At 47.1% G+C, this 17146-nt stretch carries 12 protein-coding genes and 3 pseudogenes; 7 read left to right on the top strand and 8 right to left on the bottom strand.

Going from position 1 to position 17146, the window contains the following annotated elements:
• Positions 1-258: 258 nt before the first annotated feature.
• The 4 genes from HQRW_RS05100 to HQRW_RS05085 form a co-directional block, all read right to left on the bottom strand.
• On the bottom strand, positions 259-1014 hold the full coding sequence (locus HQRW_RS05100; RefSeq protein ID WP_014555731.1) for an IclR family transcriptional regulator: 756 nt from the start codon (positions 1012-1014) through the stop codon (positions 259-261).
• 138 nt (positions 1015-1152) lie between these two features.
• Positions 1153-2577, bottom strand: a complete 1425-nt coding sequence (locus tag HQRW_RS05095; RefSeq protein WP_014555730.1) for a dihydroorotase — start codon at positions 2575-2577, stop codon at positions 1153-1155.
• A gap of 52 nt (positions 2578-2629) precedes the next feature.
• Positions 2630-3076, bottom strand: a complete 447-nt coding sequence (locus HQRW_RS05090) for a hypothetical protein (RefSeq protein WP_014555729.1) — start codon at positions 3074-3076, stop codon at positions 2630-2632.
• A gap of 60 nt (positions 3077-3136) precedes the next feature.
• On the bottom strand, positions 3137-4669 hold the full coding sequence (locus tag HQRW_RS05085) for a uracil-xanthine permease family protein (protein WP_014555728.1): 1533 nt from the start codon (positions 4667-4669) through the stop codon (positions 3137-3139).
• Positions 4670-5169: 500 nt separating this feature from the next.
• Between HQRW_RS05085 and HQRW_RS05080 the strand changes: the two genes are divergently transcribed.
• The 5 genes from HQRW_RS05080 (at position 5170) to HQRW_RS05060 (ending at position 9628) form a co-directional block, all read left to right on the top strand.
• Complete coding sequence (locus HQRW_RS05080; RefSeq protein ID WP_014555727.1) at positions 5170-7098, top strand: CocE/NonD family hydrolase; 1929 nt, start codon at positions 5170-5172, stop codon at positions 7096-7098.
• Between the two features lie 450 nt (positions 7099-7548).
• A complete protein-coding gene (locus HQRW_RS05075; RefSeq protein WP_011571203.1) occupies positions 7549-7977 on the top strand; it encodes a PAS domain-containing protein in 429 nt (142 codons plus the stop codon).
• A gap of 222 nt (positions 7978-8199) precedes the next feature.
• Complete coding sequence (cutA, locus tag HQRW_RS05070) at positions 8200-8505, top strand: divalent-cation tolerance protein CutA (protein WP_014555726.1); 306 nt, start codon at positions 8200-8202, stop codon at positions 8503-8505.
• A 59-nt stretch (positions 8506-8564) separates the two neighbouring features.
• Positions 8565-8975, top strand: coding sequence for a peptide-methionine (R)-S-oxide reductase MsrB (msrB, locus tag HQRW_RS05065; protein ID WP_011571201.1), 411 nt, complete (start codon positions 8565-8567; stop codon positions 8973-8975).
• Between the two features lie 29 nt (positions 8976-9004).
• Positions 9005-9628 (top strand): peptide-methionine (S)-S-oxide reductase MsrA, encoded by a 624-nt coding sequence (locus HQRW_RS05060; protein WP_014555725.1) that lies wholly within the window; start codon positions 9005-9007, stop codon positions 9626-9628.
• 92 nt (positions 9629-9720) lie between these two features.
• Here HQRW_RS05060 and HQRW_RS14865 read toward each other — a convergent pair.
• The 4 genes and pseudogenes from HQRW_RS14865 to HQRW_RS05045 all read right to left on the bottom strand — a co-directional run.
• Positions 9721-10040, bottom strand: a pseudogene (locus tag HQRW_RS14865) (zinc ribbon domain-containing protein); the annotation flags it as partial.
• Positions 10041-10417: 377 nt separating this feature from the next.
• Positions 10418-11371, bottom strand: a pseudogene (locus HQRW_RS05055) (RNA-guided endonuclease InsQ/TnpB family protein); the annotation flags it as partial.
• A 348-nt stretch (positions 11372-11719) separates the two neighbouring features.
• Positions 11720-13441, bottom strand: a complete 1722-nt coding sequence (locus HQRW_RS05050; RefSeq protein ID WP_014555723.1) for a hypothetical protein — start codon at positions 13439-13441, stop codon at positions 11720-11722.
• Between the two features lie 607 nt (positions 13442-14048).
• Positions 14049-14477, bottom strand: a complete 429-nt coding sequence (locus tag HQRW_RS05045) for a hypothetical protein (protein WP_231852430.1) — start codon at positions 14475-14477, stop codon at positions 14049-14051.
• A 793-nt stretch (positions 14478-15270) separates the two neighbouring features.
• Between HQRW_RS05045 and HQRW_RS05040 the strand changes: the two are divergent.
• Both HQRW_RS05040 and HQRW_RS05035 read left to right on the top strand, forming a co-directional pair.
• Positions 15271-15941: pseudogene (locus HQRW_RS05040) on the top strand (zinc ribbon domain-containing protein); the annotation flags it as partial.
• A gap of 719 nt (positions 15942-16660) precedes the next feature.
• Positions 16661-17131 (top strand): hypothetical protein, encoded by a 471-nt coding sequence (locus HQRW_RS05035; RefSeq protein ID WP_014555721.1) that lies wholly within the window; start codon positions 16661-16663, stop codon positions 17129-17131.
• Positions 17132-17146: the final 15 nt, after the last annotated feature.

The following is a 17146-nucleotide window of genomic DNA, read 5'->3' as shown; positions in this document are numbered from 1 at the left end:
ACTGCTCCGGGGTCAAGCCCCGAGGCACTCTGGCTGCTTTCTCTGTAGAATACCCACCGTCACCACAGGCGGGAATATCGCCAAAGCCCATGATATAATTGACGCATCCGTTGATAAGAAATAATTAAAGAGTATTTCCTGCGATATAAATTGATTTGTGATGGTGTCTCATATTGTAACAATGGTACTTTTGTTATTGTTTTTCCATTATCGAAATAAACTCTTGGGCATTGAAAATACTTCTTAGAGGGGACTGAGTTAGGAGTATCTTAAATCGAGTTCGACGGCTTTCGCTACTTCACGCAGTTCAGTAGGAAATCGCTCATAAAACCGCTGATCATTCACTCGACTCGTTGGACCGGCAATACTCACTGACCCTAAGACAGTTTCCTCAGTATCAGTTAATGGAATAGCGACGCTTCGAAGACCAGGTAATCGCTCTTGATCATCATATGCAACACCTTCATTATCGATGTCGTCAAGCTCTTCATATAACGCTTTACGATCAGTAATAGTATTATCTGTGAGTTCTGGAAGCCCTCTTGCTTCGATAATGTCATTAACCTCACTTCGTGGAAGTGAAGCAAGAATCGCTTTACCGAGTGCAGCCCCATGAAGGAAGATTTGCTGACCAATGTAACTGTCAATGTGTACAGCCTGTCTTCCCTCAGCGCGATGAAGGAATATCCCACGACCGTTTTCCTCAATTAATAATGCTGACATTTCACCAGTTTCAGTTGCTAATCGATCCACCTTCTGTCGAGCAATATCGTGAATTTGGTGATGTGAGCGCGCCTCCGCCCCAAGATTTAGAAATCGGCAGCTTAGATGATATGTCCCATTATTATTGATAAGATATCCTGTTTTCTCTAACGTGTTAAGATGATTAAATACCGTAGACTGAGGAAGGTCTACCTGCTCGGCAAGTTCTGAAACACCGGCGCTACCGCATTCTTGGAGCATTTCGACTATCGTGAACATCGTTTGAATTGCGTTCACCGGCACATCTGACATACCCCTTCGTTAAATCGACAGGATAAAAATATTTCTACGACCTGAGCAAAAAGCCCAGGAATAAAACGGGGCTTTAATCTACAATAATGAGAAATACAAATTCGCCCGCATATTCACCATACCCTGCTATACTCTGTATTACTCGATTGGGACACCATCAGGCTGTCGTGGAAGGTAGTTTCGACCACCCTTTGTGACCTGAAGTTCGCCTTCTTTGACAGCAACCTCACCGTCAATGATCGTATGAGTTGGCAACCCGGTCAGTTCTTGTCCATGAAAACTCGAATATCGAGGCTCCATTGTATGATAGAAGTCATCAGTAACAGTAGCTGATTTCTCTAAATCAACGATGACCATGTCGGCATCTGCTCCCTCAACTAAAGCACCTTTTCGAGGGTATAGTCCCCATCGGCGGGCGTTGTTCTCTGCACAAACCTCCACCAGTCGCTCCATACTAATATTGTTTTTATTAACTCCCTCACTCATCATCACTGGCAGGAAATATTCTATCCCATTATTATCGCCTGGAATCGCTTCCCAGATATCTCCAAATTTCCCTTGGTCCTTTTCTTTGAATGATTTTTTATGTGGACAATGATCGGTGCCAGCATAATCAATCACTCCGTCACGTAATCCATGCCAGAGCTTCTGTCTACTCTGCTCACCGCGAAGTGGTGGTGAAATCTTCCCCCAGACTCCAAGTCCTTCTTCATCCTTTGTGTGTGCGAGAAATGCCGGGAGAGTTTCGGTACTAATATCCACGCCCTGTTGTTGATATCGTCGGCAAATATCAACACCTTCGCCTGTGCTCATGTGGACAATATATGCGGTAGAATCAGTATACTCTGTTAGTTTGGCAATATTCTCTATTTGCATCGCCTCGCAGATGTTCGGGGCAGACTCAGACCAGACTTCAAGATCATTACGACCCGTCTCTTTGAGTTCCTGTCGGCGTTCATGTGCAAGATCTTCATTCTCAGCATGGAACATAACCACCCCACCCTCAATATCTGAAACTGTATCAAGAAGACGGTATACTCGCCCTGAATCAGAATGCTCAATTCCAAGCTCTGGTGATGCATGTTTATACCAATTATAAAAGATCTTGAATGACCGAATTCCGTTTTCTGCGAGTGCCTCCACTTCCGCGAAGTGTGGCTCTTTATGAATAATTGCATGATATGCAAAGTCTATATATGAGTTCTCTTCACCAGCTTTGATGAAAAAGTCCATATCGGGCACATACGGTTCTGGCTGCAGTAAGAAATTAACAACAGTTGTCACACCACCGTGAACTGCACCTCTTGTTTCGGTCTCAAAGTCGTGTTTAAGCCCCTCATGATAGTCGTACTCATATCGTGAAAGTCCCCAATGAACATGTGGGTCAATAAACCCGGGGATAAGATAATTCCCATTTGCGTCGATTGTTTGTTCGGCTTCAGGGAGGTTTGGAAGGGAATCAACCGAGATAATTGATCCATCTTTGGCAGCAATTCCACCAACAAATGTTTTTGTCGGTGTTACTACTTTCGCGTTAACAACATTCAAATCTGCAATCGTCATTGTCCATATCTCGATTCGGTCCGAATAACTTAATACTACCGTGCGACCGAGACTATCGGACTTGATTTAATTCGGCTGTTTCAGCCAATTTGTCATGACATGTCTCTGGGTTTGTCGGATGAATTATCACTGGCTTCTGGTGGTTTCTAATTTGAATAACCAATGCTTGTCGATGCGTATAGGTTCGATAAAGACTTCCAAGACCAACCAAAGCGAAACAAAGCCCAATGAATGGATTGCGTGTCAACACGATGTACCCTCCAACACCTACAAGCAGAATGCTCATTACTGCTATATCCCACTGAAGTGTTCGGAGCCCAATCTCAGCGACATCCTCTGTATGTATTTTCTTACATTCATCGTCGTTAATAACAATAGCATCATCGGAGTATCCAACCCACCCAGAAGAACGTAAGGGCATCTCCGCAATTATGCTGTCATCAAATGGTATGTTATCTTGATCGTGTTCCGTCTCTTCTGAGTGAGTGATGTTGTTCACAATCGTTACTCACAACATATACACTTATTATTGATTCTGAATAAGTAATGTGAGTATTACTCAGTCATCAGCAATTTCTTGATCTGATGTCTCGCCCCTTGAGAGCACACGCTCATATGATGGCTGGAATGCATCCTCATCCTCAGTGATTTCCCCCCAAGCGGTGAGACCACGTTCTTCGTCAGTACCAGGAATGGTATTGTCGAGAATAAACGCCGCGATACCACCGACTGCAATTTGGGTTCCAAGAATGATACTCAATGTCTGTGCAACTTCCGGGATTCCAAGCACTGCCCCAAATACCGGAACACTTGACAGACCGGCTTCTAGCGCGCCAGACTCTAATCCACTCATATACCGTGGAATCGAAAGACCAGCAAATAGTCCGAAACCAACGACGAATACATTTCGATTCTGGTTCATATCGACGTGTTGGAGTTGCGAAAGTCCAACACCAACAATTTGTGCAAACATCGCCAAAAAGAGCCCACCAACAATAGCACTTGGAATAGTGGTGACGAAAGCACCAAAGTATCCGACATATCCAACTAAAATCATCACAACAGCACCTATCTGAACGACATATCGGGAGGCAACACCAGTGATACCAATCGCACCGACATTCTCGGTATATGATGTAGAACCATTCCCTGTTCCCATGATTCCCGCGAAAACATTTCCTAACCCTTCCATGCCGAGACCATGATTAACTCGTCGAGAGTTGGGTGCACCCTCACCAGCCATCCGAGCAACAGAATGATAATCTCCAAAGCTCTCAATTGCCGATGCAAGCATCCCTGCAATCATTCCTGCCGCAAATGAGGTGGTAAACAGTGGCGTTCCCCACTGGAACGGTGTAATTGCACGTACTGGTGGTGCACTAGCAATTGAGCCGAAACTTACGATATTCATAACTCCTGCAACAGAGAGCGCAACCGCAATCAAATATGCAAGCCCAAGTCCGAGTAACACTGGGAAGAGATTGAATACCCAAGAGTAATTGTCAATATACTGTGAGAACAGCACAATAAGTGTGAGTGTTAATCCAGCTAGATACCAATTTTGTGAAGCGCTCGTAATTTGGGGAACGCCGATGAGCGCTAATCCGATCAGTGCAATGACCACTGCAATGACAGATGGTCCAATATATCGTTTAAGTCGACCAAAAATACCAAGATAGCCGATAAGAACTTCCAGTGCGCCAGCGACAATAATAGCACCTTGGAGTTCTCGCATCATTACTGTTGGTGCTGCATTGCTGGAAGCAAGGACCCCAATAATTGCCAAAGCAGGACCAAGCATTGAGAATGTTCCACCCTGAACGATTGGATATTTATTACCGATGGTGGTCTGTGCGAGCGTTGCAATACCAGAAACAACGAAAAATGTCCCGACAAGTTGTGCAGTCTGTGACGCATTAAATCCAAGCGCACCAGCTAAAACGAGCGGGATAGCAATTGTTGAACCAACCATTGTCAGCCAGTGTTGCGTCCCAAGCAAGATCGACTGTATAAGGGGTGGTTTATCTTCGATACCATATGTTACCATTCCGCCGTCCGTTTCGACATTGTTACTTGTATTTTCTTCAGACATGATCTTATCGGAACAAATTTATGTGATAGTTACACACACTCGTGGACTCCCGATATCAAGAGATTAGTAAAGAAGGATAAAAGTCTGGTGGCAAAATGTGTTCTCAAATAAAAGCGAATACTGATATACACTTATTAATTCATATACTTATTACATCCGATGATCATCCAGATATAGAAGTATCAAAGTATTAATTGAGTGAACTGCCCCGCTTACACAGCCGTCAGAGACGGCTTCCCTGAAAACGGAGTTTACTCTGAAGCTTGAATAAATATTGACTATGCCGGCTAATCCGCGTGCGATCATATTAGTATAATAGATCTGTGTATTCAGATTGATAGCATCTAGTGACCCGCCTCGAGGTCAAGCCCCGAGACACTCGCCTTGCTTATCTGTAGATTCGTCGATACATCACACATGAGACAGAAAATACTCATTGCTTGTTTGATGCTATATTCAATTGCGTAACTTATTTGCCGGTTATACTACTTCCTCAGCACATGGCTTCACAGTCGACATATGATGTACATGCAGAATTGAATGTCCGTATTGAGACGAGGGATGGGATAGAACTGGCAACAGATATCTATCGACCTGCAGATCCCCAAACTGGCGAACCAGTAGATGAGTCAAGACCAGTATTACTTGATCGAACACCATATGACCGTACCGGTGGTCGTCTTCGCCATGGTGAGTGGTACGCTTCCCGTGGGTATGTGGTCGCTATTCAAGATGTCCGAGGTCGATTTGATAGCGACGGTGAATTCTACATTCATGCTAACGAGGCTAAGGATGGGGCTGATACTGTTGATTGGCTCTCCAAACGTGAGTACTGCGACGGTCAGGTAGCGACACTTGGAACATCATATGGAGCGTGGGTTCAGAGTGCACTTGCCACACAAGATCCAAATAATCTTGCAGGCATGTTCGTGAACATGGGTGCAGCAAATGGACGAAAGAAAACATTTCGTCATAACGGGGCATTTGAGTTGCGATGGCTTTGTTGGGCACTCACACTAGGGGGTGGATTCGCTCATGAATCGCTTGCCGACCCTGACATACAACAGCAGTTCGCAGATGTAGACGTCAGGGAGATCCTCGCTGACAGTCCAATTAAACGTGGTGAGTCTCCGCTTGCGACACTTCCAGGCTATGAGCAGTGGACTTTCGATATCATGGAGACTGGAAATACGAGTACCGATCTCTGGAAGAATCCTGGTCTCAATTTCGAGCGTCACTATGATAACTCAGCAGATGTCCCGACAGTATATGCTGGTGGATGGTATGACTCATACACTGGCGCAACCTGTGATAATTTCGTTGAATTAGGGAATCGAAAGGATGCCGATCATTATCTCCTTATGGGACCATGGACGCATTTAGCACGACTGCCGGGGGGACACGATCATAGTGATGCTCTGTTGTTTCCACCGTTATCATGGGAGCATCCGACGGCTGGAGATCTTGCGTTTGGTGACGCGGCTGCTCGTAAATACCGTGAAACGCGACTACGTTTCTTCGATCAGTATCTTCAGGGCGGAGATGGATGGAAAACACAACCGCGTGTCGAATACTTTCTTATGGGAACCGGCGATGGTCACCGCACCGATGATGGCTTACTTTTCCACGGCGGTGAGTGGCGGGATGCTGATACTTGGCCTCCTGAGGGGACTGAGATGACTCGATATTATATCCATAATGATGGGACGCTGTCAAGTATGAAGCCAAAAGCCGATGTGTCTACAACAACTTTCAATTTTGATCCCACAGACCCTGTGCCGACGATTGGCGGGAATACGTCTTCATATCTCACGTATGAGCCTCGAGATGAGTCTGTCCGAGCACACCCTCTTGGTGACCGGAATATTATTGATTTCGCAGGTCGCGGAGGATATGATCAACGGACAGATCAGGATACCTTCGGTGCCACTCCACCGTATGGTCCACTCGCCGACCGTGACGATGTGCTTACGTTCCGAACACCGCCGCTTGAGCAGCCAGTGGATATCGCTGGACCAATTCGTGTCCGCATCTATGGAGAGACTGACGGTCAAGACACCGACTTCACCGCGAAACTTATTGACGAATATCCAGCAAGTAAAACACACCCTGATGGATATGCGCTCAATATATCAGATTCAATCTGCCGAGGTCGATATCGTGGATATCGTCAGGAGCCGGATCTACTTGAACCCGGTGTTGTCTATGAATTTTATATGGAGCCATATGATACTGCCAATCGATTCAAACAGGACCATCGAATCCGACTTGATATCTCTTCGTCAAATTGGCCGCGTTTTGATGTGAATCAGAATACTGGCGGCAAATTGTACGGTGACACGAATCCACGGGTTGCTGAGAACACTATCCATCACAACAATGAGTACGCCACCCATATCGAACTTCCTGTGTGGTCTGCAAATACATGAGTCGTCTTTTCATCAGGTTGCGATGCTATGACCTTGTATCGTTCAATCGGACACGCTAGCAAATCGTTGCTCTGGAAAAATTAAATGATGCTACTTTAATTTGGTATAGATTTATTATAAATATCAAGCATAGAATTGAGATATTTATACTGAATAGGCAGGCACTCTATTAATGTATTCGCTCAAGTAAATGTATAATTTCCAATTTTAGTATCAATTATTTTGTTTATGTATATATAAGCATCTAATTACTCTGTTGGATCGACTGTATAGAAATAAAATGAATTATTCAGCCATGTTATAATAATCTCAATATATAATAAGTGTAAATGATAATGCGGAACTATCGAGTGACACACTCGTCTTAGGATTGTAACAATCGCAAAGAAGCATCGGCATATGTCTATCCAGTATATTATAAGAACGTAGTACGTTGATATTATCGCGATAATGGATTACGAAAAAATAGTCTCAGAAATAAGTGATGATGGAACGTTCGGGTGGATTCTTGATCATTATCCAGAGTGTATTATGATCACAGCTGGTCCTGCACACGAAAAACCAGAAGAAGAAATTCTATTTGTAAACAAATATTTCGAAGAAATGACTGGATATTCAAAAGAAGAGGCTCTCGGAGAGACTCCAAAGATGTTGCAGGGTGAGGAAACCAGTGAATATGTGATTGATAAACTGACACAAAGTCTCGCTGAAGATGGGCACTTTATTGGGGAAACAACGAATTATCGAAAAGATGGTGAAGCATACAAAGTTCGGTGGTCGGTTGAAGCACTCAAACCAACCGAAGATGCAGGCGTGACACATTGGGTCTCCATCCAGCGTGATATGAGTAACGATCCGTTGAGTAACGGGTTTCTCTAACGCGATACCGAGCAGCAGTGAAAAAATATCATCAAGAGAAGTGACGGTATTAGCGTAACTGCTAAGTGACGTATTTAATCCACGCGAGATAGGTGTCTGATCAAATTGAATGTTACATTTTGCTGACTCATTGTGATTTTTGAAATAGAATCTCGGTATGGTGAGACAGGTTTATGTCCACCAAATTTTAATTAAACCGAAATCGAAATCTTGAATTAAATAATGTCGACCGTGTATATTACAGCTCCGAGAGACGCTGCAAGTGAGCTAGCCGAATTTCTTGTTGAGGAGCGATTAGCTGCATGTGTTAACATCATGAATTGCAACTCCACGTATCGATGGGAGGGTGAAATGCATGAAGATAATAAAGAGGCCATTTTATTCGCCAAAACAACCGCAGAACGGTATCCAGAATTGGAAAAACAGCTCGCTGAAAAGCACACAAATGATGTGCCCTGTATTGAGCGGTTTGATGAGGCTGATATTATTGACTCATTCGCTAACTGGGTACAGAGCGAGGTCAACTGATATCATCGCTGAGTTGCATCAACGTCAATGTCAAGCATCTCAAGCTATGTACAAATAGTATGTCTGAAAATCGTACCGCCGAAAGCGTGCCAGAAAGCGATGAAGAGTGGCGTGAAGTTCTCGATGAAGAGGAGTATCACATTCTACGCGAGGAAGGAACCGAGCGTGCGGGCACATCAGATTTACTGAAAGTTACTGAAGACGGTGTGTTCCGATGTGCTGGCTGTCATTCGGAGTTATTTCAGTCAGACGAAAAGTTCGAGTCTGGAACTGGATGGCCAAGTTTCTGGGCTCCAACTGACACAGCTGCCGTCGAAACGCAGGTTGACCGCAGTCATGGAAGAGTGCGAACCGAAGTCATCTGTAGCACCTGTGAGGGTCATCTAGGTCATGTATTCGATGATGGACCGGACCCGACGGGAAAGCGGTACTGTATCAACGGTAAAGCACTCGATTTCAGCGAGAAATAACCTACTTACACCCGATTCATTCAAAACCTGTGACACTCACACCAACGCTCATTGAGGAGTATGACCGTGCTGCGCTGAATCACGACAAGACTGAGACTGCGACCTTCGGACTCGGATGTTTCTGGGGACCGGAGGCACAATTCGGCGCACTTGCGGGTGTTGTCCGGACACGCGTCGGCTACGCTGGTGGTAGAAAGTCCGATCCGACGTATCACAATCTTGGAGATCATACCGAGGTATTCCAGATTGAATACAATCCTGCGGTCCTTTCATATCGGGAACTATTGAGCCGGGTATTCGAGAATCATCGACCAAATTATCAAGCGAGCAAAACACAATATCAAAATATTATTTTGCTGGCAACACCAGATCAACGAGAAACACTAAAAACCTTCCTTTCAGAACGTGGGTTCGCTGCCGACGCCATTGGAACCCGTATTGAGCGTCTGTTAGGGTTCTATCCTGCTGAAGACTATCATCAAAAGCACAACCTCCGGACTGATCCAACACTATCGGATGTCTTCGACGATAGTGGATATGATGATGAAACAGTTCGAGAGTCACCTGCCGCTGCGAAACTCAATGGCTATGCAAGTGGGCATGATATCCCCAAAGGTGATCATCTCCAGACAGCTCTCAGTCGAACAGTTTGATATAAATGAGAAGTAAACTACCCTACCCTACTCCTTCGGCGCAGACGCGCCTCAGTCCTTGAGGGTAGGGCTTTAATGTGAACTCCCGGCAATCAGTCTCCAGCAATAGGCTGGTAACTCTCGCCGTTCAACGCCCACTATTTATACGCACATCTACTGGTGCGTCTCCGCTCCCCGACATGGGCGAGGAACGCAGTCTGTGATGCTCTGTTCGAGCGTACCGTCTTCCAACATTCTTTGCGGCATTGTAGTCGGCGTTCACTTCATACCCGCATTTCAGACAACGGAACTGTTCTCCATTGCGGTTATCCTCATGTGTGAACCCGCAGTCTGTCCGTGAACAGCGTTGCGACGTGTGGTTCGGTTCGACCTGTTCGACCAATACACCCCGTTCTGGTGCCTTGTATTCTACAGATTAACAGGCAGAGTGCCTCGGGGCTTGACCCCGAGGGTGAATGCCGTCACTATATGCCACAAATCTAAATATTTCTAGCGTTTGATGCGGTGACAACGACCAGAAACAACCCATCAAAGTATGGAAATGAAGATCTTATTTCCTTCGCTGGTCGTTTGACAGTTTGGAAATGTGACCCCTCTCAAAATCCGCTACTACGGTGGTGCGACGGGGGTTTCAACGGGCGGAGTGAAGCCGCCGACCTCCACGGACTCCTCGCGGAGTTCGGGTGTTAATTCCAGCCGACCCCTCACGGGGAAGGTCGGAGGGAATTAAATTCGCCTGCGGGTGCGGTGCTTGCCCAAGACGGTGAAGCCTCGGGGCTTGACCCCGAGGTACTTCACATACTCGACCAAGCGACGAAACGCCCAAATGTGATGCCACTTCGCCTGTGGTAGTCGATCACGAATATCGGTCAGATCCTCGAAGACGATCACGTCACACTCATGTTCAACGGCTTCTGTGACAATCTCGGTAGCGACGGTGTGGAGGGACTGTTTTCGCCATGCTTCTTCTCGCTTCCCGAGCCGAAGCAAGGCGTTGTGAGCGGCCTGCGTCCCCTGTTGCTGCATTTCACCACGCCGTTTCTCAAATTCACGACACCAGTGATCGTACCCATCACCATTCCAGAATCGTCCGGTGGAGGCGACAGCGAGACTGTTCACACCGAAGTCGATACCGAGGACTGTTTAATGCCCGGTATCCGCCGAAATCTCTGTGTGTTTGTCACCTTGGTTCTCGCTATCATACTTCCGCGTGGTGATATGGAAGTAGAACTCGTCGGTTGCTTTGTCGTATTGCAATGTGCTTGCACGGAACTCAAAATCCTCAGACAGCACGTACTCTTTGTAGGGTGTTGGACTGTGACTGTCTGAAGGCAATTCAAAATCGCACTCTACACGCCCGTTGACCGTTGAGAGTGAGACTTTGTCTCGGTAGAACGTCGCGCTCCGCTTGTCATAGACCATACTCCACGACGTGAACTCCGGTTGGCTCACACGCTTGGCTTGTTTCCAGCGTTCGACACAGCCTGTGACAGCTTGCACAGCACGTCGGATGCCTTCTTGCACAAGGTTTGCAGTGAGGTCGGTTTCAGCCCGAAGCTCGTCGTAGAGCGCATTTCGTGCGGTACTGTTAGCCGTGACACACGCTTTGTAGTTAGTGTCACCCCAACAGAACGCTGCGGCACGGCTCGCACAGTGGAGAAACTGTTGAGCTGATTCGTGGAAGTCCTCACACCGCTAGTCAGGAACGTCAAGTTTGACGGGTGCGGTACGTCGGACTTCCATATTTCAGGTGAAGAAACAACGGTTATTATAGTTTGTGAGTAAGGTGGTCATCGTATAGTGGTTGTGTCCTGCTATGTCGGCTTCCTCCCCGGCTCCGGTCTACTCGCGTCGTGCTTTCCGACCAGTCGGAAGCCCTCGCTCCTTGAGGCCGGAGGCTCCGCCTCGAAACTGCTGAATACGATTGCTGGGAGAGACACGAAATCAAGAAGTAACTAAACCGAAATGTGTATTTCTCTCGGTCTGTCGATCACGTGCCGTCCAGCGGAAGCGCATAGTCGCAACACATGATGACATATATTCGTCTGGCGAGAATTTTCCCCAGTAAGAATCAGAATCTGAAGTCATCAGTTATGATGAAGCCGATGACGTTGTCACCGTTGCGTTGGTTTGAGCACTCTCGATGGTCGCGGTTTGGTTCTTCGGAACTTGAATTCGGTCGACAACAGTTCCATTCTCGTTGCGGACGACAATCACATATCCAATGGTATCGTCGCCTGAGGTAGCCGTTGCAGTCTCGGTCTGCTCAGATTCCCCAGTTGTGATATTCTCTTGAGCACTGACCGACGCCCCATTGAGGAATGAGACGACGTCTTCAGTCCGCCCAAGTTCAATTGCTTCTTCAGTGTCAGCATTAACAAATACGTTTCGCGTCACATCGGTGTTATCTGTCGGTGATACCTTTGTGTGCCACCATAGTTGAGAGTCAACAACAACTGGAATTGGCTCAACGACTTTGAACTGCCCGTCTCCATTGGCACCAGCCCAGTTTGTCCGACTATCTTCCGACCGAACAATCCCAGCTGCCCGCTCAGGACCAAGTAGTGTCTCTCGACCGGTTGAAAATACCTTCCGCTCATTTGTGTCGGCATCGAAAAGCCACACTTCATCAAGACCACGAGTTGACTCGCCGAATGGTTCCATCGCCATCACGTATGTCATTCCATCTGACTCTGTATCGATAACAAACGGTTGTTCATTACTCGCAGTAGCTGGGAGTGATGCGGGTTCGATAACGCCACGGAATGATCCGACAATAGGGAGCTGATTAATAATCCCATTCCGGAATCGGAGTGACTCAGCCTCTTCGCGAGCGAGTGTAAGAGGATAGAGACGTTGTCCATCGAGTATATCACTCTCCTGTGCTTCTTCAGGTGACAGATGATCAATTGTGCCGTCTGGGTGGACAAGCCCAACACCATCCCAGACTGGAACTGTGTGTGGGATTGGGGTCAATTTCCACTCATGACCGGTCTTCGGATATGCCATGTATGCTGTCCCATCATGAACAAACTCAACAGGGTCATCTTGATATGTACTCCAGTAACCACCGGTTGTCTTGAGTTGCCAACCTGCGGACCGGTATAAAAACATATTCTGCCCATGCTCGAAGTCCTGTTCGTCAAATGCAGAGATACTGCGGTTTTCAATTGATGTCATATCACTGAGCAATACACCTCGTTGATTTCCTGTCAATTGAATGCGAAATGGGTCAGGCTCGATTGCGTAACTCCAGACAAGTGATCCATCCGGGGAGCGAGCAATATCACTCGTTCCAAGTCGATGTTGTCGGTACGATACTGACCCACGTGTCTGAACATCAGCGACTGGACGTGGGACAATTCGGGGATTTTCCTCAGCAACAGCTGGGAGTTCATCAATCTCTTCAACATTGAGCGTTGTCCGTTCAGCAAGGCTATTACTCTCAAATATTCCAGTTACTCCTCCAACACCAATTGAGAGGAAGAAGACAAACACAATCACGCTGCCAGCCACATTGACATCATTAACCCTAATTACACTGCGAAGTCCAGGAAATAAGAACATCAAGGTGACAATGACAACGCCAACCGTCGCAGTCCCAAAGAGAATGAGCCCAGTCGGGCTGAAAAGCATGCCATAAATCCAAAAATGAATCAATGGTCGAGCCAAGTAAACGATCACAGCTGCAATGATCACGACACCGACTCGCAGGAGTAATGATACAGGTGACGGGTCTGGACCAGCAGCGGAGCCAAGTACTGAGTCCAAATTAGTAAAGTCAGGAAAAGCAGAGTCGTTATCTGATGACATATATTCGAATCCTATAGTATGTTCTCAGTCAATCTGGACGATGGATGCATGAGTGTAGTACCTCGTGTGATCGATTGAGGGATCGTCGGGATCAGGCGATGCACGTAATCAGTCATATTCATAAATTTGTGGTGAGCGGGGATTTATGTATCGCTTTGCAGATATTAAGATATTGAGAGTGATTACGTGAGCTTGGTGACTGTGAACAATGAGACTGAGCGGATCGCAGCATCGTGTCAGATTGCTCCTCTGCCAGGGATTGACGATTCCCAGATTTGAGAACGGTGCATGCTCTTATTTGACCTCTAATACACGGTGACTAGTGCACATCAAATATGATCTAGAATCATTTCAGATATCAGTCTATATCTGCAAGCACGCATCACAGCAATATGTGAAGTACCTCGAGGGGCATAGTGATTCATAGAAGAGCTGGGTGCTTAATTAGACATGCATCGGTCAGGGTAGTTCTCTCGCATCGAGTGAGTGAATCAGTTCACCCGGAAGTTTGTTGAATCATTAAACCCCCGAGACACTCGCCTTGTTTGTCTGGAGAGTGCAGAGAATGGTCGACTGTCGATGATATTGCTGGAAGCCTCGTGTGAGTTTATTTGCCACTTTCAACCCGGAATAGCAACGTTGTGATGGCGTTTTGCTCGGTTTTTTCACGAAGTTCGACTGGGACTGCAGGGAGTTCAACCGTCGTTGAATTGCCATTATACGAGAGTTCTACGCATGGAGTATGCTCATCAAATTCGACATCCACCGGGTGTCTGTCGATCACTATTTTTACTATGCCTGGGTGAGGTTCAGCGATATGTATGCTGGGTTCCGTATCAGAGATATACTCAGCAATGTCCTCACCATTTCGTTCTGCTTGCTTTATTAATCGATTAAGTCGTTTGATTCGACGTTTTCGAGCAAACTTCTCTCTTCCCTCCGTATTTTCTGACTGACGACGGTTTCTTGTGGATGATCGACGACGGTTCTCCCGAGATCGAATATGCCGTGCAGTCACACCTGATGATTGATTCATATTAATATCAGTCTCGTCGAAATCGATTTTATTTAGTAACTGAATTAGCTCGCGTATCGTGTCAAATTTCATATTATCTATACATTATTTTTAATGATATTCAAATAAACCTTTGCATAACGGGGGTATACTACCGTTATTGACAGTGTAATAGAAGTCATGATTCAGCGTTTTCGGGGGGGAAGCCCCCGACCTTAAGAAGCGAACGGAGTGAGCGAGTAGGTCGGGGAGGAAACTGACAAGCGACGACACAACCGCCACACCTCGACCGACCGATTCTCAAGTGCATAAATACCGTCGAGTGCTCCGTGAACTACCCCGCCCTTAGCGAGGCCGTCAGGCCGAGCAGGGCGGGGCTTCCTGCTTCTACGACGTTGTCAGACTGCGTCTGACAGCCCACCAGACGGAGTCTGGTGAACGCACTTTGCAGATACAGATGTATCCACAGGGAGTGCAGTCTCCACAGGCGTTGACGAATCGCGGGGCGATTCGTTCGCACACCAGAACTCGGAGATTTCTGGGGACATTTCTTCGGAGTGTCCTACTCATAGTTGCTCGACGGGGTGATTCCGTGGGACAACGCACGCTTCTTGTCGCGTTTGAACGCTATCCCTGTCCGTCAGCCTCGCAAGGAGCGAGTCGTTCCGAATGGAACGACGAGCGAATCGAAGCCGACAGGTCGGAACGCCCATCTTACTCTTCCGCTCGGCGTCCGACAATATAACTGAAACCTTGGCATAGAGTAGCTGCTGATACTGCTGCATAGGACCGATGGTTCAAAATGTTTCATGAAGTACTATCGATTTCTGAGGACGTCAACAGTCTTGCCGTTTCCTCGACCAGGCGCTTCTGGCAAGGCGACGACGACTACGACCACTAGACATGGGAGTTCGAGAAGCGACGTGGAGAGATGCAACAGCGCGGCACGCAGGCCGCGCACAATGGTCTGCTCCGCCCCGACAAACGCGAAGAAGCGTGGCGAAAACAATACGGTTCATTCACACAGTCGCTACCGATATGATTTCGGAGGCCGTCGAACATGACTGCGAGGTAATCGCGTTCGAGGAGTTAACCGACATCCGTGAGCGACTCCCGCAGGCGGAATGGCACCACGTTTGGGCGTTCCAACGCCTGTTCGAGTACGTCGAGTACAAAGCGCCCGAGCAGGGTGTCTCTGTGGAGCAAGTCGAGCCGAACCACACGTCCCAACGCTGTTCTCGAACGGACTACGGGTTCACACACGAGGACAACCGCTACGGAGAACACTTCTGTTGTCTGAAGTGCGGATACAAAGTGAACGCAGATTACAACGCCGCGAAGAACACTGGCGTGCGGTACGCTCGGAGGCGACAACACAAACTCCGTTTCTCGCCCAAGTCGGGGGACGGAGACGCACCAGTAGACGTGCGTTTGAATGGTGGGACACTGAACGGTGAGAGTCATCAGCCTATTGCTGGGGACTGATTGCTGGGACCGGGACTCCACATCAAAGCCCTACCCTCACTGAGCGAACCCGTATAGGGTGAGCGAAGTAGGGTAGGGTAGTTTGCTGGACAACCCCGACAACAAGCATCGGGGCTTTCTTTATAACTCATTTGAGTTAATTGCTCACACTCCCTGCAGCGTTGACGCCGATCCGCTCCAGAGAAAGACACCGGCTCAGACGGTTCCAAGCGATGATATCGGGTAGTTCATGTCACTGCATGCCTATTATCGTATCTTCCGAAATTAAGCAAGAGTCTTTACAGTAGGCACATCTACCGACCAGTTCCCCAATCCACGCTCTGCAACGTTTACCGACGCATTCCAATCCGCATGTTCTTAATGATAATAAAACCAACACTTGAATCCCTTCTGTTGTTGATTCGCTCGCTTAGCGTGTCAATACACAGTCAATGCACAGCCCCGATTCGTGTATTCCGCTTCAACCGAAGCAATCGTCATATCCTCAAAGATTGAACAGTACATCAACCGCAGTAATCATGTGCAACCTTTCGATAGGCTTCACCCCAAAGGTATAATCCGGGGTTCTTGCCCTGCTCCGGCTATAGAATTCCACGGTTGATCTCACGTTAATATCCATATTGTCGATCCCGACTCATTCATGACTGAATCTTGTGATATTGTAGCAGTAGTGAAATTGAGTGTAGCCATTCATTTGTCTGGAGTACGAATGCATTCACATGAGTAAAGAGCGACAAAAAGAACAAACGAAAACAACAGACAGTAATGATACTGGGGGGAGTTCACGTTCACAGTCAGGGTATCGGGTGTCTCCACAACCAGTTTCAGACCGCAGTAGTTGGTCTGGCTTACTCAAGCGAACATTCAATATGATCAGTTCAAAAACAAATCAAGGGAATAGTTCTTCCAGTGCTGTTGCCCTTGCCGGCCTCATGTTTATTGGAGCACTCATCGCTGGAGTAATCCCGATTCCACTGACGTGGATTGGAGGTGTCGCTGCTGGGTCGGGTATTGGAGCAAAGACTGAGAGTGGATCACCGGTGTTAGCAACAGGAATTGGTGCATTAATCGGATTTATCTTTGGGCTTACGTTCGCTCCTGCTCTCTTCGGATTGGGTATCGTTTTGACGCTGATATTGACCACTGTCAGTGCAGTGATTGGTGGAGTGAGTTTTCTTCTGCTTGAATAATTTCCATCTCTACAT

The organism is Haloquadratum walsbyi C23 (assembly GCF_000237865.1).
GTDB classification, from domain to species: domain Archaea; phylum Halobacteriota; class Halobacteria; order Halobacteriales; family Haloferacaceae; genus Haloquadratum; species Haloquadratum walsbyi.
This window is presented reverse-complemented; position numbering and strand designations above follow the sequence as displayed.